At 52.3% G+C, this 21,541-nt stretch carries 21 protein-coding genes; 5 read left to right on the forward strand and 16 right to left on the reverse strand.

Features of this window, described 5'->3' with window-relative positions:
- Positions 1-12 precede the first annotated feature (12 nt).
- From J4377_RS05260 to J4377_RS05270, 3 genes are read right to left on the reverse strand one after another with little or no spacing between them, the layout of a single operon-like run.
- Positions 13-813 (reverse strand): ABC transporter permease, encoded by an 801-nt coding sequence (locus tag J4377_RS05260; protein WP_120385508.1) that lies wholly within the window; start codon positions 811-813, stop codon positions 13-15.
- Complete coding sequence (locus J4377_RS05265; protein ID WP_253487269.1) at positions 810-1,790, reverse strand: ABC transporter permease; 981 nt, start codon at positions 1,788-1,790, stop codon at positions 810-812. Before J4377_RS05265 ends, J4377_RS05260 begins: the two co-directional genes overlap by 4 nt.
- Entirely contained in the window at positions 1,781-3,361 is a 1,581-nt protein-coding gene (locus J4377_RS05270; protein ID WP_253487271.1) for an ABC transporter substrate-binding protein, read from the reverse strand. Before J4377_RS05270 ends, J4377_RS05265 begins: the two co-directional genes overlap by 10 nt.
- A gap of 105 nt (positions 3,362-3,466) precedes the next feature.
- Here J4377_RS05270 and nikR point away from each other — a divergent pair, with 105 nt between their 5' ends.
- Positions 3,467-3,868: a nickel-responsive transcriptional regulator NikR gene (nikR, locus tag J4377_RS05275; RefSeq protein WP_038482498.1), complete on the forward strand. Its 402-nt coding sequence runs from the start codon at positions 3,467-3,469 to the stop codon at positions 3,866-3,868.
- A gap of 63 nt (positions 3,869-3,931) precedes the next feature.
- On the opposite strand, the gene J4377_RS05280 is transcribed toward nikR, so the two are convergent.
- Positions 3,932-4,414, reverse strand: coding sequence for a peptidylprolyl isomerase (locus tag J4377_RS05280; protein WP_009722554.1), 483 nt, complete (start codon positions 4,412-4,414; stop codon positions 3,932-3,934).
- A 179-nt stretch (positions 4,415-4,593) separates the two neighbouring features.
- Here J4377_RS05280 and J4377_RS05285 point away from each other — a divergent pair, with 179 nt between their 5' ends.
- Positions 4,594-4,875 carry a hypothetical protein gene (locus J4377_RS05285; protein WP_120385505.1) on the forward strand — a complete coding sequence of 94 codons (282 nt, stop codon included), beginning with the start codon at positions 4,594-4,596 and terminating at the stop codon, positions 4,873-4,875.
- Between the two features lie 122 nt (positions 4,876-4,997).
- On the opposite strand, the gene J4377_RS05290 is transcribed toward J4377_RS05285, so the two are convergent.
- The 9 genes from J4377_RS05290 to J4377_RS05330 form a co-directional block, all read right to left on the reverse strand.
- Positions 4,998-5,465, reverse strand: a complete 468-nt coding sequence (locus tag J4377_RS05290; RefSeq protein WP_030070161.1) for a glycine zipper 2TM domain-containing protein — start codon at positions 5,463-5,465, stop codon at positions 4,998-5,000.
- Between the two features lie 269 nt (positions 5,466-5,734).
- Positions 5,735-7,333 (reverse strand): isocitrate lyase, encoded by a 1,599-nt coding sequence (locus J4377_RS05295; protein ID WP_120385504.1) that lies wholly within the window; start codon positions 7,331-7,333, stop codon positions 5,735-5,737.
- 448 nt (positions 7,334-7,781) lie between these two features.
- Positions 7,782-8,204 (reverse strand): GNAT family N-acetyltransferase, encoded by a 423-nt coding sequence (locus tag J4377_RS05300; RefSeq protein ID WP_198348432.1) that lies wholly within the window; start codon positions 8,202-8,204, stop codon positions 7,782-7,784.
- Positions 8,205-8,210: 6 nt separating this feature from the next.
- Positions 8,211-9,392, reverse strand: coding sequence for a cupin domain-containing protein (locus tag J4377_RS05305; RefSeq protein WP_253487272.1), 1,182 nt, complete (start codon positions 9,390-9,392; stop codon positions 8,211-8,213).
- Between the two features lie 55 nt (positions 9,393-9,447).
- The gene (gene purB / locus J4377_RS05310) at positions 9,448-10,833 is read right to left on the reverse strand and encodes an adenylosuccinate lyase (protein WP_095602361.1); all 1,386 of its coding nucleotides are present in this window, start codon (positions 10,831-10,833) and stop codon (positions 9,448-9,450) included.
- 93 nt (positions 10,834-10,926) lie between these two features.
- A complete protein-coding gene (hflD, locus tag J4377_RS05315; protein WP_095602360.1) occupies positions 10,927-11,565 on the reverse strand; it encodes a high frequency lysogenization protein HflD in 639 nt (212 codons plus the stop codon).
- Positions 11,562-12,704, reverse strand: coding sequence for a tRNA 2-thiouridine(34) synthase MnmA (mnmA, locus tag J4377_RS05320; RefSeq protein ID WP_198348431.1), 1,143 nt, complete (start codon positions 12,702-12,704; stop codon positions 11,562-11,564). Before mnmA ends, hflD begins: the two co-directional genes overlap by 4 nt.
- A gap of 73 nt (positions 12,705-12,777) precedes the next feature.
- Complete coding sequence (locus J4377_RS05325) at positions 12,778-13,227, reverse strand: NUDIX domain-containing protein (RefSeq protein WP_253487274.1); 450 nt, start codon at positions 13,225-13,227, stop codon at positions 12,778-12,780.
- 8 nt (positions 13,228-13,235) lie between these two features.
- On the reverse strand, positions 13,236-13,838 hold the full coding sequence (locus J4377_RS05330; protein ID WP_253487275.1) for a pseudouridine synthase: 603 nt from the start codon (positions 13,836-13,838) through the stop codon (positions 13,236-13,238).
- A gap of 305 nt (positions 13,839-14,143) precedes the next feature.
- On the opposite strand from J4377_RS05330, the gene J4377_RS05335 reads away from it, so the two are divergent.
- The 3 genes from J4377_RS05335 (at position 14,144) to clpA (ending at position 19,450) form a co-directional block, all read left to right on the forward strand.
- On the forward strand, positions 14,144-16,381 hold the full coding sequence (locus tag J4377_RS05335) for an NADP-dependent isocitrate dehydrogenase (protein WP_095602356.1): 2,238 nt from the start codon (positions 14,144-14,146) through the stop codon (positions 16,379-16,381).
- A gap of 309 nt (positions 16,382-16,690) precedes the next feature.
- Positions 16,691-17,035: an ATP-dependent Clp protease adapter ClpS gene (clpS, locus tag J4377_RS05340; RefSeq protein ID WP_174412716.1), complete on the forward strand. Its 345-nt coding sequence runs from the start codon at positions 16,691-16,693 to the stop codon at positions 17,033-17,035.
- A 138-nt stretch (positions 17,036-17,173) separates the two neighbouring features.
- Positions 17,174-19,450, forward strand: a complete 2,277-nt coding sequence (gene clpA / locus J4377_RS05345; RefSeq protein ID WP_095602355.1) for an ATP-dependent Clp protease ATP-binding subunit ClpA — start codon at positions 17,174-17,176, stop codon at positions 19,448-19,450.
- 171 nt (positions 19,451-19,621) lie between these two features.
- Here the strand turns inward: clpA and infA are convergent, their stop codons facing one another.
- From infA to aat, 3 genes are all read right to left on the reverse strand, one after another.
- On the reverse strand, positions 19,622-19,840 hold the full coding sequence (gene infA / locus J4377_RS05350) for a translation initiation factor IF-1 (RefSeq protein ID WP_007111068.1): 219 nt from the start codon (positions 19,838-19,840) through the stop codon (positions 19,622-19,624).
- Positions 19,841-19,979: 139 nt separating this feature from the next.
- On the reverse strand, positions 19,980-20,714 hold the full coding sequence (locus J4377_RS05355; protein ID WP_038482539.1) for an arginyltransferase: 735 nt from the start codon (positions 20,712-20,714) through the stop codon (positions 19,980-19,982).
- 46 nt (positions 20,715-20,760) lie between these two features.
- Positions 20,761-21,513: a leucyl/phenylalanyl-tRNA--protein transferase gene (gene aat / locus J4377_RS05360; protein WP_120385496.1), complete on the reverse strand. Its 753-nt coding sequence runs from the start codon at positions 21,511-21,513 to the stop codon at positions 20,761-20,763.
- Positions 21,514-21,541: the final 28 nt, after the last annotated feature.

Genomic DNA, 21,541 nt, shown 5'->3' on the forward strand with positions numbered 1-21,541 from the left:
AGCTTCCTCCCGTTATAGAGCGCGACGCAATTGCACCGCTAAACGATCAATCGATAGCACCATCAGCAGTAGCCCTAGGCCTGGGAATACCCCTAACCACCAAAATCCCCCAGTTAAGTAGCGCATGGCATCGGCGAGTAATACCCCGATAGCGGGTTGGGTTGGGTCTAAACCTACGCCCAGAAAAGTCAGTGCGGCTTCATGCAGAATGGCGTGAGGAAACAACAACAGTGCGCCAACAATGCACTGGGGAATTAAATGGGGGAGTAAGTGGTGTACTAAAATAAAACGGCGGCTTTTTCCTAGTGCCTGGGAAATAGCGACATAGGGAGCATGGCGTAATGAAAAGAGTTCCGCCCGCAGTATCCTAGCTAAACTTGGCCAATGGGTAAGCGCCACGGCAATAATCACTGCCTGTGTACCACCACCTAAAGCAAAGGCTAACAGTAGTAGCAATATCAGATGCGGTACGCTTAGCAGTGTGTCAATCAGCAGGCTAACGAGCGCATCTAACGTGGTTGAAAGTGTGGCTAGCGTCGCTAGTGTCAACGCAATGAGTGTGCCGAGTAGCGCAGCGCTTAGCCCTACCCAAAAGCTGAGCCTTAACCCAGCCAGTGTTCGCGACCATAGCTCGCGTCCCAAAGCGTCGGTGCCCAGCCAATGGCTGGTGCTCGGTGGCATAAGGCGCGCATCAAACTGCATTTGTGCCGCGCTATGACCTGCCCACCATGGGCTACTTATCAGCAAAACCAACACTATGAGTAGAAGACCAATATAGCCAGCTGCGGCTAAGCGTGGTTGGATCATGCTCATGGCTGTTCCTGTGCCATGCGTGGGTCGATAAGTGGATACAGGCTATCTGCGATCAGATTGCCGACACTGACAAACAGCGCGGTAAATAGCGCTATCCCAAGCAGTAGGGGGACGTCACTACGTAGTCCTGCTTCAACAGTGGCTTGTCCAAGGCCGGGGTAGGCAAATACCTGCTCGATTAATATTGAGCCGCCAAACAACTCTCCCAGCGAAGCAAAAGCGAGCGTTAGTGCCGGGAGGCTGGCATGACGTAGGCCATGACGCCAGGCGATATCTGATCGGCTGGCTCCTTGGGCAAAAGCGTGAAGGGCGATGTCGGAGTTCATCAGCGCTATCATGCGTGCGCGGGTGTGAAGGGTGATTGTGGCGATGCCTAGCAGGGCCAGTGTCGTCATTGGTAGTACTAAGTGGTGCAATCGAGTCAGCATGCTAACGTCTTGGTTGAGTACGCCCACCGGCCCGGCGCAGCAGGTCGGGGTCCAGCCGAGATAAACGGAGAACAGCAGCACTGCCAGCATGCCAAGCCAAAAAGCAGGCGTTGAGGCGGTGACATAGGCGTAGCCACTAATTATCCGGTCGAGTGGTGAGCCTTCTTTCGCACCGGCGATGACGCCCAGCGCAAAGCCAACAAGCAGCGACATTAGCCAAGCGCTACCCAGCAAGATAAAAGAGCGTTGGAAACGTTGATTGATAACTTCGCTAACCGATTGATTGTAGATATGGCTCCAACCTAACTCGCCACTTAGCAATTGGCTCAGCCAATGACCAAATTGAACGGCAGGCGAGGCATCAAAGCCCCACCTTTCAGCGATCAGGGCGCGCTGTTCGGGGCTTACCTGTGCCATTTGGGGGCCAAGATAGGCGTCTACAGGGTCAATAGGCGACAGCATGACTAACCCAAACGTCACCATCGCGACGCACAGCAATACCAATGCTAGCCGTACTAAGCGGCTTGCCAGGATCTTAATCAATCGCACGTCCAGCGCCATTCAAGCAGGTTGGCGGTAATTGGCCAGCCGTGGCCGTGAGGCGCAATGCCTAATTCCCCAAGGTCCAGGCAGGTATTGGCTGCATATACATGGGCTAGGTTAACCATCCATGCCCAGCTAGTATCTCCCCTAAAGCCATAGCCCGTATTGCCATCCCACTGGGCGGCTTGCCAGTGGCGGTTCGCTTCTTCTGCCCCTGCGGCCGCTTGAGCGGCTTCTAGGTGGTTATCCACTGTCGCGTTTGAGTAGTAGCCACTGTTATAGAAGCCAAACCCCGCGTGCTGGCTATGAAACAGGTAGTACACCTCTTGTGGGCTGTGACTGCCAAAGCCGAAGACGATGGCGTCTTGGTGCAGTGCTTCACGCTGTATTTCGTCCCAGTGACGGCCTGTCGGCTGCATCTCAATGCCCAGCGGGCGTACCATCTCGGCGCTTACCTGAGCGAGCAGTTGGCGAGTGGTGTCGCTGGCAGGGTAGGTCAAGCGAAAACGGGCGGGCTGGCCGTTTTTATAGCGTAGCCCGTTGGCATGGCGCTCCCAGCCTGCTGCATCGAGTAGCGCATTGGCACGGTCACTGTCGGGCGCTGTAAAGGCTTCGTCATCCAGGCTCCAGGGTAACCCATCGGCAGGACCAAATGCGGGCCGTCCAAAACCATTAAGGGCGACGTCAACGAGGGTGTTTCGATCAAGGGCAAGATTAACCGCCCGGCGTATCGCACTATCGGCAGTAACATCGTTACCGATAGGCGCACCAGACGCGGCCTGCTCGCCTGCAGCAGGCTGCATAGGAAACAAAATACCTCGATTATCGACGCTTTCCATTACGATGCGCTGCATATCGCTTGGCAGATTGGTGGCGAGTGCTGGTGGCACAGCGGCAAGGTCGAGCTGCCCAGCATGGGCCGCGCTTAACGTGGACTCTTCGCCAGTAAATACAAACACCAGTCGTTCAAAGGCCGGTATGGTGCCATGGAAATAGGGATTCCGCTCAACAATTAGTTGCTCGCCCTCTTGCCATTCGACTAGCCGATAAGGGCCTGAGCCTAGTGGTTGTCTACCGTACCCTTCGCGATAACCGTTTTCTCTGTTAGCGTCAGGGACGATGCCAAGCGTCATTAACTGATCGATGAAGGTAATACGCGGCGCGTTTAAAGAGAGCTCCACGGTTGTATTATCGATGGCGCTGGCGTTGTTCAGTGCGCTTAAATCGGCCCGGCCACCGGCTTGCTTTGCGGCATTAAAGGTGTAGGCAACATCCTTGGCAGTCAACGGTGTGCCGTCACTAAAGCGAGCGTCATCGCGCAGAGTGAGTATCCAGGTGAGTCGATCTTCTGACAGTGTCCACGCGGTAGCCAAACCGGCTTCTGGTGTAAGGTCATGTCCGCGGGTTAGCAACGTCGATTGAAAAAGCGGACTACCGTACTGGCCCCAGCCAAGCAGTGGGTCGAATCCCTGCTCGGGCTCTCCGCCGATTGCCAGAACCAATTGCTCTTTGCTGAAGGCAGGGGAACTAAACGCGACGCACGTAGCCGCCAGACCCAGTAAGATAGTACGACGCATGAGGCATCCCAGAAACCAACGTATGATGTTTTTACAATAACATCATACTCTAAGGGCTGGAAGTCACGGCAGCACCGCGCTTGCGGCGTTAGTTTAGGAGAGAATATGCAACGGGTAACGGTAACGCTGGATGAGGAACTACTGAGCGAGGTCGATGCATTGATGCATGCGCGCGGCTACCAAAACCGCTCAGAAGCGATACGCGATTTAACACGCAGTGGGTTAAAGCAGGCCAAAGAGGAGGTTGCGCCCGAAGCGCCGTGTATGGGCGCGCTCGTCTATGTGTACGATCATGCGGCGCGAGATTTATCGAAACGCTTAACCCGACACTCTCATGATCATCATGATCTAACGCTATCGACGCTTCATGTGCATATTAATCATGACAGCTGTCTGGAAGTGGCGTTATTAAAGGGGCAGGGCAGCGCGTTGAAGCAGTTTTCTGATGAAGTGACATCGTCACGTAGCGTGCGCTATGGACAATTGGTGATTATCCCTGAGGAGTAAAGCGGGGGAGCGCCCATTAAAAAGGGCGGCTCTAGGCCGCCCTATAAGCACGCGTTAAGCAACTTAGTGCTCTACGCCGCCTTCGCCGTGCACATGACCGTGCTCGACTTCTTCCTGGCTCGCTTCACGAACGGTTGCAATCTCAACATCGAAGTTAAGATGTTGGCCAGCCAGCGGGTGGTTGCCATCAACTACAACTGTGTCGCCTTCAACTTTCTTGACGGTCACCATCAGCGGGCCGCCTTGAGTCTGGGCTTGGAACTGCATGCCCGGCTCAATGCTTTCAACACCTTGGAACGCATCGCGAGGTACTTCTTGCATCAGCTGTTCTTGAACTTCACCGTAGCCCTCTTCAGGGGTTACTTTTACGTTCAGCTTATCGCCTTCGGCACGGCCTTCGAGTTCTTTTTCCAGACCCGGAATAATGTTGCCAGCGCCGTGTAGATACGTCAGCGGCTCACGGCCTTCGGAACTGTCTAGCACTTCACCTGCATCATTGGTCAGGGTGTAGTGGAACGCGACAACCGAGTTTTGCGCAATTTGCATTTAATAACCTTTCGGTGAGTGCATGTCCCAACATGGTAACGCGTGAGAGCCTGCTTGTCAGGGGGTAAGCAGGCTTTTTCCTCCTCTCACTCCTTTGGCGCTATTGCGCCACGGGGTAACCGGGGATACCCTACGACAACTTCTTTTCCCCCTTTAGACAACATTCACTGGAGCTGGTTATGACGATCTTCTTGATTTGGGTTATCGCCTTTGTGCTAATTGCCTACTTTGCGAACAAACGCTGGGATAGCAGTGTCAGTCAGGGGCTGGATAAAATGCTGCCTGAGGTATTAAAAACACATGGTGAAAATCGCTATTTATGGGTGGCAGCATTAGCCGTATTGGGGGCTACAACGCTGATTCGTCCAGTCGATATCCTTCTGGTCGTTATCCTGTTGACCATTATTGGTTTAGTAATCGCAAAGCTGGCAAGCTGGGCGAGCAATAAAGTAGCTCACTAAATTATGCCTTGTTAGCCATTAACGAAGGCGACAAAAATGCCCGACCAAGTAGGCTTGGTCGGGCATTTTTCTATTACGGCGCTACCTGTGTTACTGGCTAGGAAGCGTTTGGTAATACGAACTTAGTATGGAGCTACGCTTAAGTTAGCGCCGCTACCGATCAGGCGAACACGCTGGCCTGCTTGATATTGACGGTCTGCGCTTTGAACCACGATCACATCTGTGCCGTCGTCGCGACGAATTTCCATTTCCAGCGCATTAATGCGGTTAGCGCGATCTTCTGCTGCGGTACCGGCAATTGCGCCACCTAATGCGCCTGCAACGGTTGCTAGCTGACGACCAGAACCACCGCCAACTTGACTGCCCAGCAGGCCGCCGATGACCGCACCGCCACCGCCGCCCAACAGGTTGCCTGTACGGCTGTCTGCCTGGATTTGTACAGGACGGACCGCCACGATGGTGCCATAGGTCACGCTTTGGCCTGTTTGCGCTTGATTACCACGGTACACATCACCTGAATAAGGCGCAGTGTTGGCACAGCCTGCCAGCGTGAGAATGCTCAATGCTGCAATAGGTAGTAAACGTTTCATTCAAACCTCCAGTGTGTCTTGACCCGCATGGCTGCTAAGCCGTAGCGGTGGTAATACGTAAGCTAGTTATAGAACAGCGTTCGCCAAAGATAACCTAAGCGGCTAGTTTTGACTAGCCATCAGCAAGAAAGATCACGAACTTAAGTGTAGACAAGTATTAAGAAAGCAATGTGTAAAAGCGTGCACAGTGTTTGAGAAGGAGGGGGGAGGGAGTGCTATAAAAAATACAGGGAGCCTAAGCCCCCTGTTGTGTCGTGATAATTAAGTGATTAGCCGAACTGGTTCATGGTGTTGTCTTTACCACCAGCTTTAAGTGCCGCATCTCCGTGGAAAAACTCTTTATGGTCGTCGCCAATATTAGAGCCAGCCATGTCCTGGTGTCTTACGGTAGCGATGCCTTGACGAATCTCCTGACGCTGTACCCCTGCGACGTAGGCCAGCATGCCTTCATCACCGAAGTAGCCTTTAGCCAGGTTATCAGTTGATAGTGCCGCTGTGTGGTACGTCGGCAGAGTGATTAGGTGGTGGAAAATACCGGCTTCACGAGCGCCATCGCGTTGGAAGTTACGTGTCCACTCATCCGCTAGTTGGCCAAGTTCAGTGTTGTCGTATTCAACACCCATTAGCTTGTCACGCTGGTAAGCGGAAACATCTTTGCCTTCTTTTTCCCAGGCATCAAATACTTGCTGGCGGAAGTTCAGCGTCCAGTTAAATGACGGTGAGTTGTTGTAAACCAACTTGGCATCGGGCACGACGGCGCGGATGCGGTTAACCATGCTGGCAATTTGGCCGACGTGTGGCTTCTCGGTCTCAATCCATAGCAGGTCAGCACCGTTTTGCAGGCTGGTGATACAGTCAAGCACAACGCGGTCTTCGCCAGTGCCCGGTTTGAACTGGTAGAGGCCTGACGCTAAACGCTTCGGCTTAACCAGCTTACCGTTTTGTTTGATAACCACGTCACCATTATTGATGTCGCTAGCATTTTCGATGACATCGCCATCTAAGAAGCTGTTGTATTGGTCACCTAGATCGCCAGGTTCGTTAGTCACTGCAATTTTCTGAGTTAAGCCTGCGCCTAGCGAGTCAGTACGCGCCACGATAACGCCATCTTCGATGCCGAGCTCAAGGAAGGCATAACGCACTGCATTGATTTTTGCCAGGAAGTCTTCGTGGGGAACGGTGACTTTACCATCTTGGTGGCCACACTGCTTCTCATCGGAAACTTGGTTTTCAAGCTGGATACAGCAAGCGCCCGCTTGGATGAATTTCTTGGCCAGCAGGTAAGTCGCTTCAGCGTTACCAAAACCGGCATCGATATCAGCAATGATCGGTACGATATGTGTCTCGTAGTTATCGATTTTGCTGATTAGCTCTTGCTCTTGAGCGCTGTCGCCTGCTTCTTTGGCCTCATCCAGGGCACGGAACAGGTGGTTAAGCTCCCAAGCATCTGCCTGCTTCAGGAAGGTGTACAGCTCTTCGATCAGATCAGCGACGGATGTTTTTTCATGCATGGACTGATCGGGCAGTGGGCCGAACTCGGAGCGTAAGGCGGCTACCATCCAGCCTGACAGGTAGAGGTAACTGCGCTTCGTCGTGCCAAAGTGCTTTTTAATGGAAATCAGTTTTTGTTGGCCAATAAAACCGTGCCAGCACCCCAGAGACTGCGTGTACTTAGACGTGTCGGCGTCGTAGGCCGCCATATCGTCACGCATAATTTTTGCAGTGTAGCGTGCAATATCCAAACCGGTATGAAAACGGTTCTGAGCACGCATGCGTGCAGCGTATTCAGGTTTGATCGCTTCCCATTTGCCGCCTTGAGCTTCGCGCAGTTGGGCCATTGCTTTGATATCGTCGAGCAGTCCTGACATAAGCTGTTTCCTCCGGGGTCATGATAGCTATTTCGCAAGTTAGCTTATTCTTATGCTGCACCTGCGAAGATGTGTTCAGCATTATCGAAATTTAAAGCGCTGTCTCTACGCCAATTGTCTCTGAGCAAAACGTCTCTTAGTCAAACGTCGCATCGGAGAGTAGTCATTGTTGAGACGCTTGTTTAAACGTCGGTTACAGCGTTTCCAGTTTGGCTACCTTCGATGTTGCGCCATAACGCTGCGGTGCAATAACTATCAACGAGAACGGCAGGTTCAACAATTGTCACTTGGGGGCAGAAGGGGTTGTAGTTCAACTACAGGAGCGTGCTGAAACGCTCTGTTTGTGTAGTCGTTTTTCGTCAGGTGAGCTGAAAATGGAGCAAAAAAAAGCGCCACATAGCAGTGGCGCTCTCATTGATTGATCACAATCGTAGTGAAAAAAAAGCAACTACAGCGTTAGCAGCATTTCCCGGTGAGGTATTCCGGCATCCATAAAGGTGCCACCATGCGCCACAAATCCCAAGCGCTGGTAAAAGGCGAGAGCGTGCAATTGAGCGCTCAGCGCTACATGGGTATGGCCTGCTTCTCGAGCAGCCTGAATGGCAGCTTCCATGAGTTGATAGCCAATGCCAGCGCCACGCGCGCTATCGAGTACCGCGACGCGCCCAATATGGCCATCGGGCAGCAGTCGCGCAGTCCCCACGGGCTGATCCTCAAGATAGGCAATGAAGTGGCTGCACTCATCGTCATGGCCATCCCACTCCTCCTCTTGGGGCACGCACTGTTCTTCGATAAACACCACGCGGCGGATCTCGGAAGCTATATCCTTTAGCGTACTCCAATCACCGTTAATAATTGTTGTCGTCGACACCGCTAGCTACTCCTCATCATCCTCTTCGCCCATAAAGCCTAAGCTTCCAGTGTTTACTAACTGTGTTATCAGCGCTGCTGCCCCATCAATGGCAAGTACGTCTTCATACATAGGCGATGGGTCTGCAAGCCGCTTGGCTAACTCGATTGAACAGGAGTGTCCGTCGCCGTCGACAAAGAGCGTGGTGCCGTTGGCATCGCTTCGCCAAGCAACGCGGGAACCCGGCATATGAAAAAGTGGTTCACCGTCTTGTAGTTGCGCAACAAGGTCAGCTTCCGTCATTGGCTCTTCAAGGGGCGCTACTTGGTCAATGTATTTCGGTTGGGTCATGACGCGACCAAACCACTGGGCTATTTGCTCAGGATTGTCCAAGGTGGAAAGTACGAACTGGCGCATACGTTCAACGGCCGCATCATCTAGTTCACCAACTTGGCTTGCAGGAGACATGCCTGCATCGCTATAGCGGTGGGAGTCAGAAAGCTGCTCTCCTAGATAGTCGGCGTAGGATGTGAGGGCTTCATCCGCTGATGGTGCCCTAAACCCCACTGAAACAGTCATGCAGTCGTCGGTTTGGCTAACGCCGTGGTGCGCCCAGCCAGGGGGGAGATACAGCATATCGCCCGGTGATAGTGTCCAGTCAGAGTCAGCTTCAATCTCAAAGGTTTCAAGAATACGTAGATCGATACCTTGGATAATGGGCGCGTTGTCTGGCTGCTTACCGCCTAGTTGCCAACGCCGGTGGCCGCTAGCCTGTAATAGGAAAACATCGTATTGGTCGATATGTGGGCCGACGCTACCACCGGGTGGCGCATAGCTGACCATGATGTCGTCTAACCGCCAACGGGGAAGGAAATCAAATTCATCCATTAGTGCAGCGATAGACGGTACATAGTGATCGACGGCTTGAACCAGGAGGCTCCAGTTGCCTTCCGGTAACCGCTCAAAGGTAGCGTCGTCAAACGGGCCGTGGGAAACCTGCCAGGGGCCATCAGGCCCATTTTCTTCCACAAGGCGCGCTTCTACACCGGGTTCGCAGGCAAGCCCGGCTAGCTCATCGGGGTCGATGGGGCTAATAAAGTCGGGGATAGCGCCACGAATCAGCAGCGGCTTCTGCTGCCAGTAATTGGCCAAGAAGTCTTCGGGCGTTAAATCGCCCAGCAATGTGAGTGGCTTATCGTGTTGGCTCATGGCGTTATCCTAGTTCAAATGAGCGCTGCGTCTTACTAAGGACGCAGTGCGTCGTTTAGAGTGCAGCAAGCCGCTGGTTAAGTGCTTCGGCTTGAGCCTTCGCATTACCAATATAGCTGGCAGGAGAGAGGGCTTTCAGCTCATTTTTAACCGGCTCGGGTAGTTCAAGCGTATCAATAAAAGCAGCAAAGCCTGCTTGGTCAATACGCTTGCCGCGGGTTAATTCTTTAAGCTTTTCGTAGGGTTTTTCGATGCCATAGCGACGCATGACCGTTTGAATTGGCTCAGCCAGTACTTCCCAGCTGTTATCCAGGTCTTCAGCTAGACGCTCAGGATTTGCTTCAAGCTTACTGATACCCTTGAGGCTAGCGTGATAGCCAATCAGGCCGTAAGCCAAGCCAACGCCTAAGTTGCGCAACACAGTGGAATCCGTTAGGTCGCGCTGCCAGCGTGAAATCGGTAGTTTCTGGGCCAAGTGATTAAGCACGGCATTGGCCAACCCAAGGTTGCCTTCCGAGTTTTCAAAGTCAATTGGGTTAACTTTATGCGGCATGGTCGATGAGCCAATTTCGCCTTCGACGGTGCGCTGCTTGAAGTAACCCAGCGAAATATAGCCCCACACGTCGCGATCAAAATCGATCAAAATGGTGTTGAAACGGCAAACTGCATCGAAAAGCTCGGCAATGTAGTCGTGGGGCTCAATCTGTGTGGTATAGGGGTTGAAGCTTAGTCCTAAACCTTCGACAAAGGTGCGTGCGTTGGCTTCCCAGTCAATGTCTGGGTAGGTCGTCAGGTGGGCGTTGTAATTGCCTACAGCACCGTTAATTTTACCCAGAATCTCAACGCGTTCGATTTGTTTGAGCTGGCGCTTAAGCCGGTAGGCCACGTTGGCCATTTCCTTGCCTAGCGTTGTAGGGCTGGCGGTTTGTCCATGGGTGCGCGATAGCATCGGTTGAGCCGCATGCGCAATGGCCAATTTGGCAATCTCATCAGCGACTTCATGCAGGGTAGGTAGAGTGGCTTTTAGACCATCTGCCAGCATAACGCCGTAGGAAAGGTTATTGATGTCTTCGCTGGTGCAAGCGAAGTGAATAAATTCAGTGACCGCGTTGAGCTCGGGCTGCCCCGCAATCTTCTCTTTCAAGAAATACTCAACCGCTTTGACATCGTGGTTGGTGGTGCGCTCTATTTCTTTAATGCGTTCGGCATCTTCGACAGAAAAGTCACGAATCAGCTGCTCAAGAAAAGCCGTCGCTTCCACTGACAGCGGCGGTACTTCGACAATTTGGCTGTGGTCCGCAAGGCGCTGCAGCCAGCGCACTTCCACAATCACGCGAGCACGGATAAGACCGAATTCGCTGAAGTGCTCCCGTAGTGCGGCGGCTTTTGCGCCGTAGCGTCCGTCAACGGGGGAGAGGGCGGTCAAAGCAGAGAGTTGCATGGCTTAGTTTCCAAGGTGGTCTGAAGTCAATGGTTCGAACAGCAATATGTCGAAAAGAAATCGCTCGAAGTGCCTCGATGATCTTTGGGCGCTTTAGCCAAGGCTATCAAGCGCGCGCCTCAACGCTTTACGCTGGAAAACAAGCTTCCAGCGACGGCCGCCTTGCTGGTGCCATAGCAGCGCAAAACGTATGCCCGCCATCAAACAAGCGCGCACCCGCTCGGGCATCATGCGAGTCTGCAGTAAAGAGGGGTCGCCCTGAACCACGATGCGGGTTTTGAACGTCGAAATGGTTTCTTGGTAGGCATCGCCCAGGCTTGCAATCACATTTTCATGAGTGCTGCCGAAGTGCTCTGCCTGTCCCTGTACGTGGGATAGCTTTTGACCAAGTAAATCCATCATATGGCGGTCAGTGCGCAGTTTATTCATTAACAGTAGCAGCGAAAAACCGTAGCGGAGAACCACAGGATTGGCTTGTTTGCGGCCAACAAGGGCTTCGAGTGTTTCTAACCCGCGGCGTAAATTATTGGGGTGGCCGCCATAAATAGCTTCAAAGCTTTCCGGGTTGGTGTCCACGGTTGCATTGATGAGTGTTTCCCAGGCGCGAGGATCTACTTGCCCAGTACGCGCGAGTTCATCTACCAAACTAGCGGATTGGAAGACGCCGGCCAGTGCCAGTGCTTGGCGAGCGGCTTGAGAATCCGGCGCGCGATGAATAGGGGTAGCGCTCATGCAGCGGCCTCCGTGGTATTCCAAGTGGCGCGAATAACGCCGCCGCCTAAGCAAATTTCACCATCATAAAGTACCAATGACTGGCCTGGTGTGACCGCCCACTGAGGATCATCAAACACCACCTCAACAGTGCCGTCGGGCAGCGCATGGATTTCACATGGGCAATCACTTTGACGATAGCGGGTTTTGGCGGTGTAACGGCCCTGTGCGGCAGGCGGTTCACCTGCTACCCAATCCATGGCTTCAGTGGCCAACGCATTGGTGAACAGCAGGTGGTGATGCTTGCCTTGGACGACAATCAATACATTACGCTCAAGGTCTTTGGCCGCTACGTACCATGGGTCTTCCGAATAGTTGGCGAGACCACCAATGCCTAACCCTTGGCGCTGCCCGAGGGTGTAGTACATCAGTCCCATATGCTTACCAATGACATCGCCTTCGGGCGTTTCAATATTGCCGGGTTGTGCGGGCAGGTATTGCTGCAAAAAGTCGCGGAAGCGGCGCTCGCCGATAAAGCAAATACCAGTAGAGTCTTTTTTCTTGGCGGTAATAAGATCGTGCTGTTCAGCCAAGGCTCTAACGGCAGGTTTTTCAAGCTCACCAACCGGAAACAGGGTGCGCGCAATCGCTGCTTCAGGCACCGCGTGCAGGAAATAGCTTTGATCTTTATTGCTATCCACACCTTTTAGCAGGCGCGGGCGTCCTCCGCGAACTCCTTGGCGAACATAATGCCCGGTTGCGATTTTATCTGCGCCTAACATTTCAGCGTAGTCTAGAAAGACCTTAAACTTGATCTCTCGGTTGCACAGGATATCGGGATTGGGCGTTCTGCCCGCTTTATATTCGGCTAAAAAATGCTCGAAGACGTTATCCCAATACTCGGATGCGAAATTGGCCGTATGCAATTTGATGCCCAGCTTCTCACACACAGCTTCTGCATCGGCAAGATCTTCTTTTGCCGTGCAGTATTCGGTGCCGTCGTCTTCATCCCAATTCTTCATAAACAGGCCCTCAACCTCATACCCTTGTTGGAGTAGAAGGAGAGCAGAAACCGATGAATCAACGCCGCCCGACATGCCAACAATTACTTTTTGGGCCTCGGGCGCTTCAGGAATAGACGTGCCATGGGTGGATGTCATTGGCATCCTCAGTTGAAGTGGTGTGCAATTGGATGCTGATTATACACGATGGAGGCTTGGTGCTTCGAGTGCTTCACTCATGAATCACGGCCAGGGGATAACATTGGCCGTTAATGGCGTTTTCGATCCGTTTAAGCACCAGGGGGCTGCGCAGCCTACCGGCATTGCCGAGGGCTTTGATGTCATTTAATGTGAGCCAGTGAGTGGCGGTGATGTCGCTATCAATGGGGGACGAGAGCATGACGTCTGGTGTGGCTATAAAACCATGGCTATGAAAGGTAAGGCCTTCTGGCGTGTGGAAGACATAAAGACCTAAGTAGTCGGTTAGCGTCACCTGCCAAGCAGTTTCTTCTTGCACTTCACGCAAGATGGCTACCATAGGACCTTCGCCTTGCTCTACATGTCCAGCCGGTTGGTTAAACACGGTTTGCCTACCGCCGCGGGCTTCTTCCACCATCAAAAAGTGGTCATTGCGCTGAATCACGCAGGCAACGGTACTTCTGATGATGGCATTTTTTATCATCTCACTGCTCATTTGGAGTGCCTGTGCCGAGATGCGCCGCTGCGCTTTGGCGCTTTAGTGGGGCGTGGAGCGTGCAGTGTTTGTTTGCGCCACTCGCCTGGGGCCAAGTCGCCAAGTTGCCATGTGCCAATCGCCGCGCGTATCAATCTCAACGTCGGAAACCCTACATGGGCGGTCATGCGCCGTACTTGGCGGTTGCGGCCTTCGCTGATTGTTAACTCTAACCAACTGGTGGAGGGGTGGCGCTTAGGGTCAATCCTTGGGTCGCGTTGTGCGATGACCGGTGGCTCAATGCGCCGGGCTTTTGCTGGCTGGGTTGGGCCATCTTTTAAGGTGACACCGTTTTTCAGAGCACTAATTGCCTCATCATTAATCTGCCCTTCGAGCTGCACCCAGTAAGTTTTGGGCTGCTTGTGACGTGGGTGAGCGATACGGTGAATGAGGCTGCCGTCATCACTTAATAACAGCAGGCCCTCAGAGTCATAATCAAGCCGCCCTGCGGCGTACACGCCAGGCACATCTATAACATCGGCTAATGTGGCGCGGCCTTGTTTGTCGGTAAACTGAGAGAGCATACGATAGGGTTTATGCAGTAAATATAAAGTGCTCATGATCTCTTTAGAAGGGTGCCCTTGATTTGTCGACAATCTCTCATGCGATTAAAATGCAGCGCTGGTATACTTTGAGGCTAATATTTCAAAGGCAGTTCTTGAAAAGCCGCCTTTGAATAGCGTTTATGTCGTGCCGGAGTTGTCGTAATTTCCACTGAAATAACCACCGTAAAAACCACCGATTGATAACCGGGAAAGCCAAATTAAATGGCCCCGCCTGCTTCGCGGCATGGTCTCTCGTTGAAGAAGTCGCGTCGCTCAGGATCTCTATAATCACAGCGATAGAAAAAAGAGGTTAACGCAAAATGTCTAAAACGCCGAAGATCATTTACACGCTCACCGACGAAGCGCCTGCGCTCGCGACATACTCTTTGCTACCGATTATTGACGCTTTCACCGACGCTGCGGGTATCGAGGTGGAAACCCGGGATATTTCCCTGGCGGCTCGCGTTCTCTCTTTATTTCCCGACTACTTGACCGAAGAGCAGCGTATCGAAGACCACCTGGCCGAATTAGGTGCGCTGGCTAAGGTTCCCGAAGCCAATATCATCAAATTACCGAATATCAGCGCCTCTATGCCGCAGCTGCGGGCGGTGATCAAAGAGCTGCAAGAACAAGGTTACAAGCTGCCCGAGTATCCGGATGACCCAAGCAGCGATGAAGAGAAAGATATCAAGGCGCGCTATGACAAAGTGAAAGGCAGCGCAGTTAACCCCGTATTGCGTGAAGGTAACTCTGATCGTCGCGCACCGAAGGCCGTGAAAGAGTACGCCCGCAAGTACCCGCATTCTATGGGGGAGTGGAGCCAGGCGTCGCGTACCCATGTTTCACACATGCATAGTGGCGACTTCTACCACGGCGAGAAGTCGATGACCTTGGATCGCGCACGCAACGTCAAGATGGAGCTGATCACTGCCAGCGGTGAAACCAAGGTGCTCAAGCCTCGGGTCGAGCTGCTGGACGGCGAAATCATTGACAGCATGTTTATGAGCAAGAAAGCGCTGCTGGAGTTTTACGAGCGTGAAATCGAGGATGCGCGTAAGACCGGTGTGATGTTCTCATTGCACGTAAAAGCGACGATGATGAAGGTCTCGCACCCCATCGTGTTCGGGCACTGCGTCAAAATTTTCTACAAGGACGCCTTTGAGAAGCACGGTGAGCTCTTCAAAGAGTTGGGTGTCGATGTTAACAACGGCATCGCTAATCTCTACGATAAGATTGCGACCTTGCCAGAATCCCAGCGTGATGAAGTCATTAGTGACCTGCATGCGTGCCATGACAAGCGCCCAGAGCTGGCGATGGTTGATTCGGCTCGCGGCATCACCAACTTCCACTCACCCAGTGATGTGATTGTCGATGCTTCGATGCCGGCGATGATTCGCGCTGGCGGTAAGATGTACGGTGCTGATGGTCGTCTCAAGGACGTCAAAGCCGTTATGCCTGAGTCGACGTTCGCGCGTATTTATCAGGAAATGATCAACTTCTGTAAATGGCACGGCGCGTTTGATCCGGCCACAATGGGTACCGTTCCCAATGTTGGTTTGATGGCGCAAAAAGCCGAAGAGTATGGTTCTCACGATAAGACCTTCGAGGTGCCAGCGGATGGTGTTGCCAACATCACTGATCTGGACACGGGTGAAGTACTGCTATCACAGACAGTGGAGCAGGGCGATATCTGGCGCATGTGTCAGGTCAAAGATGCGCCGATTCGCGACTGGGTGAAGTTGGCGGTTGAGCGCTGCCGTGATTCTGGTATGCCGACGGTGTTCTGGCTTGATCCTTACCGTCCGCACGAGAATGAGCTGATCAAAAAGGTCAAAACGTACCTTAAAGATCACGATACAGATGGCCTCGAAATCCATATCATGTCTCAAGTTCGGGCGATGCGTTACACCCTTGAGCGCGTGATTCGTGGTCTCGATACGATCTCGGTGACGGGCAATATTCTCCGTGATTACCTGACAGACCTATTCCCGATTCTTGAGTTGGGCACTAGTGCCAAAATGCTTTCTATCGTGCCGTTGATGGATGGCGGTGGTCTGTTTGAAACGGGTGCCGGTGGTTCCGCACCTAAGCACGTTCAGCAACTGCTTGAAGAGAACCACCTACGTTGGGACAGCCTTGGCGAGTTCCTGGCGCTGGTTGCTTCTTTGGAACACCTCGCTAAACGTTTTGGCAATGACCGTGCTAAGTTGCTGGCGAAAGCGTTGGATGAAGCTAACGGCAAGTTCCTTGAGAGCAATAAATCACCTTCGCGCAAAGTGGGTGAGCTTGATAACCGAGGAAGCCACTTCTATCTAGCGCTCTATTGGGCAGAAGCACTAGCCGCTCAGGATCAAGACGCTGAGCTGAAAACACGCTTTGCCCGTTTGGTAGAAACGCTGAAAGCCAATGAAGCTAAGATCATTGACGAACTGAATGGCGTGCAAGGCCAGCCTGTTGACCTTAAAGGCTATTACCACCCGAATGGGGAAGTGGCTAGTCAAGTCATGCGCCCAAGTAAGACGCTCAATGAAGCCCTTGCAATGGTCGCAAACGGTTAAGACTTAAATCACCAGCAGTCTGCGTTGCCGCTGGGCAATACGCATGAAAACGCTGTGATATCCCTCGCCCGCTTTGGTGGGCGAGGGTTTTTTGTCTTATTTAGTATGCTAATTTTGTATTTTCCATGAACCCTTGCTGGTAACGGGCGTCTTACTTTGGAGAGCAAAATCAGAGTGATTAAATCTAGCTTAGTTAAAGTTAGTGAGTTTCAAGCTAGGATGGATGATTCAAGCGCCGTAAGACACCACTTGCCAGCTAAGAGACAATAACCCTTGCTGCTTATGCCTACTACAGACAGCCCATACGTCATGGCTATCCTGCACGCAGGAATGACTCGGCCAGATGCGCCTGAATATGATGATGATCTAGCCGTTCAGCCAGCTGAGCCAGAGCTTGCTCGGCCGCCGTTGTACAAAGTGATACTTCACAATGATGATTTCACACCGATGGAGTTTGTTGTTGAGGTATTACAGGAATTTTTTAATATGGATAGTGAGCAGGCGGTTCAGGTCATGCTTGCGGTGCATACCCAAGGTAAAGCGACGTGCGGTATCTTTACACGGGATATTGCAGAAACGAAAAGTTACCAAGTCAATGAATATGCCCGCGAATGCGAGCATCCTTTAATGTGTGATATCGAAGCTGCTGACTGAAAGCGTTGAAAAAAATTAGCGATGGGCCTTGCAAGTGCGCCATTTGTACCCGATGTTGAAAGTGCCGGTCGACTAAACTGATCCGACGCAAGCCCTAGGTGGCGACACGCCCTAGGTAGTAGCGAAAAGGGGACTGCCATGCTGAGCAAAGAACTTGAACTTACCCTGAACACGGCCTTCACCGTGGCTCGCTCAAAGCGCCACGAGTTTATGACCGTTGAGCACCTGCTCCTGGCGTTGTTGGATAATGCGTCAGCAGTTGACGTGTTAAAGGCGTGTGGGGCGAATCTCGATAAGCTGCGGTCCGATCTGCAGGATTTTATTAATTCGACCACACCATTGATTCCTGAGAGTCAGGCGGATCGCGAAACCCAGCCTACCCTTGGGTTTCAGCGCGTATTGCAACGTGCTGTATTTCATGTGCAGTCATCTGGAAAGAGTGAAGTGACTGGCGCTAATGTGCTGGTCGCTATTTTCTCTGAGCAGGAAAGCCAAGCCGTTTACTTCCTCAAGCAACAAAGCGTTGCGCGCGTAGACGCTGTTAACTATATCGCTCACGGTATTTCTAAGGTGGCTGGCCATGGGGCTGCTCCATCGCCGTCTTCTCAAGAGAGTGAAGATGCTGAAGAGGGTAGTTCTGAAGGGGCTGCGCATCCGTTAACCGGTTATGCTACCAACCTGAATGAGCAGGCGCGTCAAGGCAAAATAGATCCATTGATTGGTCGCGATCATGAACTTGAGCGCGTGGTGCAAATCCTTGCCCGCCGGCGCAAGAATAACCCGCTATTGGTCGGCGAGGCTGGTGTTGGTAAAACCGCTATCGCAGAAGGCTTAGCAAAGCGCATTGTTGAAGAAGATGTGCCGGATGTGATTGCCGATGCAGTGGTTTACTCGCTTGATATGGGAGCGTTGTTAGCGGGTACTAAATACCGCGGTGATTTCGAGAAGCGCCTAAAAAGCTTGCTTAGTGAATTACGCAAGCAGCCTAACGCCGTGCTCTTTATTGACGAGATTCATACCGTAATAGGCGCGGGTGCTGCCTCGGGTGGCGTAATGGATGCGTCTAACTTGCTGAAGCCCTTGCTTTCCTCCGGTGAGTTGCGGTGTATCGGTTCGACAACGTTCCAAGAGTTCCGCGGTATTTTTGAGAAAGATCGCGCCCTGGCTCGTCGGTTCCAAAAAGTGGATGTGCTAGCACCCTCTGTGGATGACACCATCAAGATCCTCAAAGGGTTACGTTCGCGCTTTGAAGAACACCATGAGCTTAAGTACACCGATGGCGCGCTAGAGAGTGCCGCTCGTTTGGCTGATCGCTATATCAATGACCGTTACCTACCCGATAAAGCCATCGATGTGATTGATGAGGCAGGCGCGCACCAGCGTATGCTACCGCCAGAAGTGCGGACTAACACTATTGATGTTGAACAGGTAGAAGCGGTAGTGGCGTCTATTGCGCGCATTCCGCCAAAGAGTGTTTCAAGTTCTGATCGTAAGTTGCTAGAGAAGCTCGACCGCGACTTGAAAATGTTGGTGTTCGGTCAAGATGAGGCCATCGATACTCTCTCCGCTGCCATTAAGCTTTCCCGTGCCGGTTTGAAATCGCCAGATAAGCCAGTAGGTAGTTTCTTGTTTGCTGGCCCAACCGGCGTTGGTAAAACCGAAGTGGCTAAGCAGTTGGCGCATATCATGGGTATCGAACTAGTACGCTTTGATATGTCGGAGTACATGGAGCGTCATACTGTTTCACGCTTGATTGGTGCCCCTCCAGGCTATGTTGGCTATGACCAAGGGGGCCTGTTAACGGAAGCCGTCACCAAGCAGCCGCATTGTGTATTGCTGCTAGATGAAATTGAGAAGGCGCACCCTGAAGTGTTTAACCTGCTTCTGCAGGTTATGGATCACGGTCGTTTGACAGACAACAATGGCCGCGAGGCGGATTTCCGTCACGTGATCCTGATCATGACCTCGAACGCAGGGGCAGAGCAGGCATCACGGCGCTCTATCGGTTTCCAAAGCCAAGACCACTCAACCGACGCGATGGAAGTGATTCGTCGCACCTTCTCGCCTGAGTTCCGCAACCGCTTGGATGGTATTATCCAGTTCCATGCGCTGCAAACGTCTGTTGTGCGTAACGTAGTCGATAAGTTCCTGATCGAGCTACAGGCACAGCTGGACGAAAAGCGTGTACAGCTTGAAGTGGATGATACCGCGAGAGACTGGTTGGCAGAGAAGGGTTACGATCCCGATATGGGAGCACGCCCAATGGCTCGCTTGATCCAGGAGAAACTGAAGAAGCCGTTGGCTGAGATGATCCTATTTGGCGAGCTGGCTGATCAAGGCGGCATTGTGCACGTTAGCCTTGAAGAAGGTGAGCTGCATTTGTCAACGGAGTCGGAGATGGCGGATGCGCCCTGAAAAGGGCGCTAAGTCTACATTAAGCCCTTATCTCATGCCTCACTAAAGCACAGCGCCCTGTCATCCGACGGGGCGTTGTCGTTTCCAGAGAGCGGCGCCGTACTTACGCTATATTTTCAGTCAAGATGCGTGCATGCGCGGGCAGTATTTGCTTGTAGGCGTTACCAAGGCTTAGCGCGAGCGATAAACAATACGGCCTTTTGACAGATCGTAGGGCGTCAGCTCTACTTTTACCTTGTCACCTGTCAGGATGCGGATGTAGTTTTTGCGCATCTTGCCTGAAATATGAGCGGTGACGACGTGGCCGTTTTCCAGCTCAACACGGAACATGGTGTTGGGAAGGGTATCAACAATAACGCCTTCCATTTCAATATGATCTTCGCGTGCCATATAGGCAGATCCTCACTTATTTAACGTAATGGTTTGGTCTAATTAGTCACTTCAATGGGTGTCGTCAGGTGACGGTTACCCAGCAAGCAGCGCTATATTGTGCCGTAAGCCTGCCATCAAGGCAAAAAAGCTGGCAAGTTTAGCAAATTAAAGGCCGCCAATGTCGCCCGTCGAGCACCTCTATTGGGGTGAACGCGCGCTTGTAACGCATCTTACGGCACTCTTCAATCCAATACCCAAGATACAAGTGGGGGAGAGACTTTTCACCACACAGCTCAATAAGTTTGAGAATAGCAAACGTTCCCAGTGATCGCTTTTCCAAGGCCTTATCGACACTGAAAAACGTGTAAATAGCCGATAGCCCATGTTCAAGTTGGTCAAATGCCGCGACCGCGACGAGCTTCCCATCCAGGTGCATCTCTAAAAGGTGTGCATAGGGTTCTTCGAGCGTTAAAAAGGTACGATACTGCTCCCGGCTAGGCGGATACATGTCACCATCGGCGTGGCGTAAGCGGATATAGTCTGCATAGAGTGCATAATGCTCTGCCTCATAGCGTGCAGGCACTACACGTGTAGCAATATCGGCATTAAGACGCCGGAGTTTGCGTTGGGTGCGATTAGCGCTAAAGTCGCTGATAGGAATGCGTACTGAGCGACAGGCATTGCAACCCTCGCAGTGAGGGCGATATAGGTGGCGACCGCTGCGACGAAAGCCGAGTAACGAAAGTGAGTCATAAACGCCGGGAACGGGAGATTCCTGGGGATCCAGAAACAGAGTGGTTGCCTCTTTGCCAGGAAGATAGCTGCAGGCGTGGGGAACGGTTAGGAAGAAGCGCAAATCCCGCACAGGGCGGCGAGGAGCGTTACTACTCACGGCTTGCCTCCTTGCTTAGTTTGAACATGGACTAGTTTGAATACGCTTACCATTCTGAAGAGTGGCCTGAGGCAATGGCACCAAGCCACGGTGATCCAGGTATAGTAGGTGCTTCATTGGTCATATTCGTTAAGTTAAATGCCTCGTTAGGCAACCACTTTTCAAGATAGTTGATGAACGTCTTACGAGCGACTGTTGTCGCACCAAGGCTCGCCAAGTGAGGTGTGTGCATCTGGCAGTCGATCAGTTTACCCTCATGGTGTTGCATAGCATGGGCTAAGTGGGCGAGGGCGATTTTAGAGGCATCGGGCACTTGCGAGAACATTGATTCACCAAAGAAGATTGGCCCCATTGCTAATCCATAAAGCCCGCCAACCAGTTGGCCTTCAAGATGTACTTCAATGCTATGCGCGATGCCTAGCTCATGTAGACGTTGGTAAGCGTGACGCATATCTTGATTGATCCAAGTGCCTGGCTCCCCAGAGCGTGGCGCAGCGCATGCTTTAACAATGTTTTCAAACTGTTGATCCACAGTGACGATAAAGCCACCATGACGCAATCGCTTAACAAGGCTACGACGTCGTTTAAACTGTGGTGGTTGCAATACCATACGTGGGTTGGGGCTCCACCACAAAATAGGTTCATCATCGCTATACCATGGAAAAATACCTTTTCGGTAAGCGTGGATTAACCAGTGGGGGGAGAGCTCTCCGCCTGCGGCAAGAAGGCCGTTCGGTGACTCGAGGGCAAGGTCGGTAGACGGAAAGATAGGCTGTGGCGATGAAAGCCAAGGTAGCATTGTTTGCTCCTGTTACTGAACACTTCGA

The organism is Halomonas sp. XH26 (genome assembly GCF_024138895.1).
In the GTDB taxonomy this organism is placed as follows: Bacteria; Pseudomonadota; Gammaproteobacteria; order Pseudomonadales; family Halomonadaceae; genus Vreelandella; species Vreelandella alkaliphila.

What these genes read in the sequence shown, in the direction of transcription:
- J4377_RS05260 (WP_120385508.1), bottom strand. Translation starts at nt 813, where the DNA reads ATGAGCATGATCCAACCACGCTTAGCCGCAGCTGGCTATATTGGTCTT.
- J4377_RS05270 (WP_253487271.1), bottom strand. Translation starts at nt 3,361, where the DNA reads ATGCGTCGTACTATCTTACTGGGTCTGGCGGCTACGTGCGTCGCGTTT.
- nikR (WP_038482498.1), top strand. Translation starts at nt 3,467, where the DNA reads ATGCAACGGGTAACGGTAACGCTGGATGAGGAACTACTGAGCGAGGTC.
- J4377_RS05280 (WP_009722554.1), bottom strand. Translation starts at nt 4,414, where the DNA reads ATGCAAATTGCGCAAAACTCGGTTGTCGCGTTCCACTACACCCTGACC.
- J4377_RS05285 (WP_120385505.1), top strand. Translation starts at nt 4,594, where the DNA reads ATGACGATCTTCTTGATTTGGGTTATCGCCTTTGTGCTAATTGCCTAC.
- J4377_RS05290 (WP_030070161.1), bottom strand. Translation starts at nt 5,465, where the DNA reads ATGAAACGTTTACTACCTATTGCAGCATTGAGCATTCTCACGCTGGCA.
- J4377_RS05295 (WP_120385504.1), bottom strand. Translation starts at nt 7,333, where the DNA reads ATGTCAGGACTGCTCGACGATATCAAAGCAATGGCCCAACTGCGCGAA.
- J4377_RS05305 (WP_253487272.1), bottom strand. Translation starts at nt 9,392, where the DNA reads ATGAGCCAACACGATAAGCCACTCACATTGCTGGGCGATTTAACGCCC.
- purB (WP_095602361.1), bottom strand. Translation starts at nt 10,833, where the DNA reads ATGCAACTCTCTGCTTTGACCGCCCTCTCCCCCGTTGACGGACGCTAC.
- hflD (WP_095602360.1), bottom strand. Translation starts at nt 11,565, where the DNA reads ATGAGCGCTACCCCTATTCATCGCGCGCCGGATTCTCAAGCCGCTCGC.
- mnmA (WP_198348431.1), bottom strand. Translation starts at nt 12,704, where the DNA reads ATGACATCCACCCATGGCACGTCTATTCCTGAAGCGCCCGAGGCCCAA.
- J4377_RS05325 (WP_253487274.1), bottom strand. Translation starts at nt 13,227, where the DNA reads ATGATAAAAAATGCCATCATCAGAAGTACCGTTGCCTGCGTGATTCAG.
- J4377_RS05330 (WP_253487275.1), bottom strand. Translation starts at nt 13,838, where the DNA reads ATGAGCACTTTATATTTACTGCATAAACCCTATCGTATGCTCTCTCAG.
- J4377_RS05335 (WP_095602356.1), top strand. Translation starts at nt 14,144, where the DNA reads ATGTCTAAAACGCCGAAGATCATTTACACGCTCACCGACGAAGCGCCT.
- clpS (WP_174412716.1), top strand. Translation starts at nt 16,691, where the DNA reads ATGGCTATCCTGCACGCAGGAATGACTCGGCCAGATGCGCCTGAATAT.
- clpA (WP_095602355.1), top strand. Translation starts at nt 17,174, where the DNA reads ATGCTGAGCAAAGAACTTGAACTTACCCTGAACACGGCCTTCACCGTG.
- infA (WP_007111068.1), bottom strand. Translation starts at nt 19,840, where the DNA reads ATGGCACGCGAAGATCATATTGAAATGGAAGGCGTTATTGTTGATACC.
- aat (WP_120385496.1), bottom strand. Translation starts at nt 21,513, where the DNA reads ATGCTACCTTGGCTTTCATCGCCACAGCCTATCTTTCCGTCTACCGAC.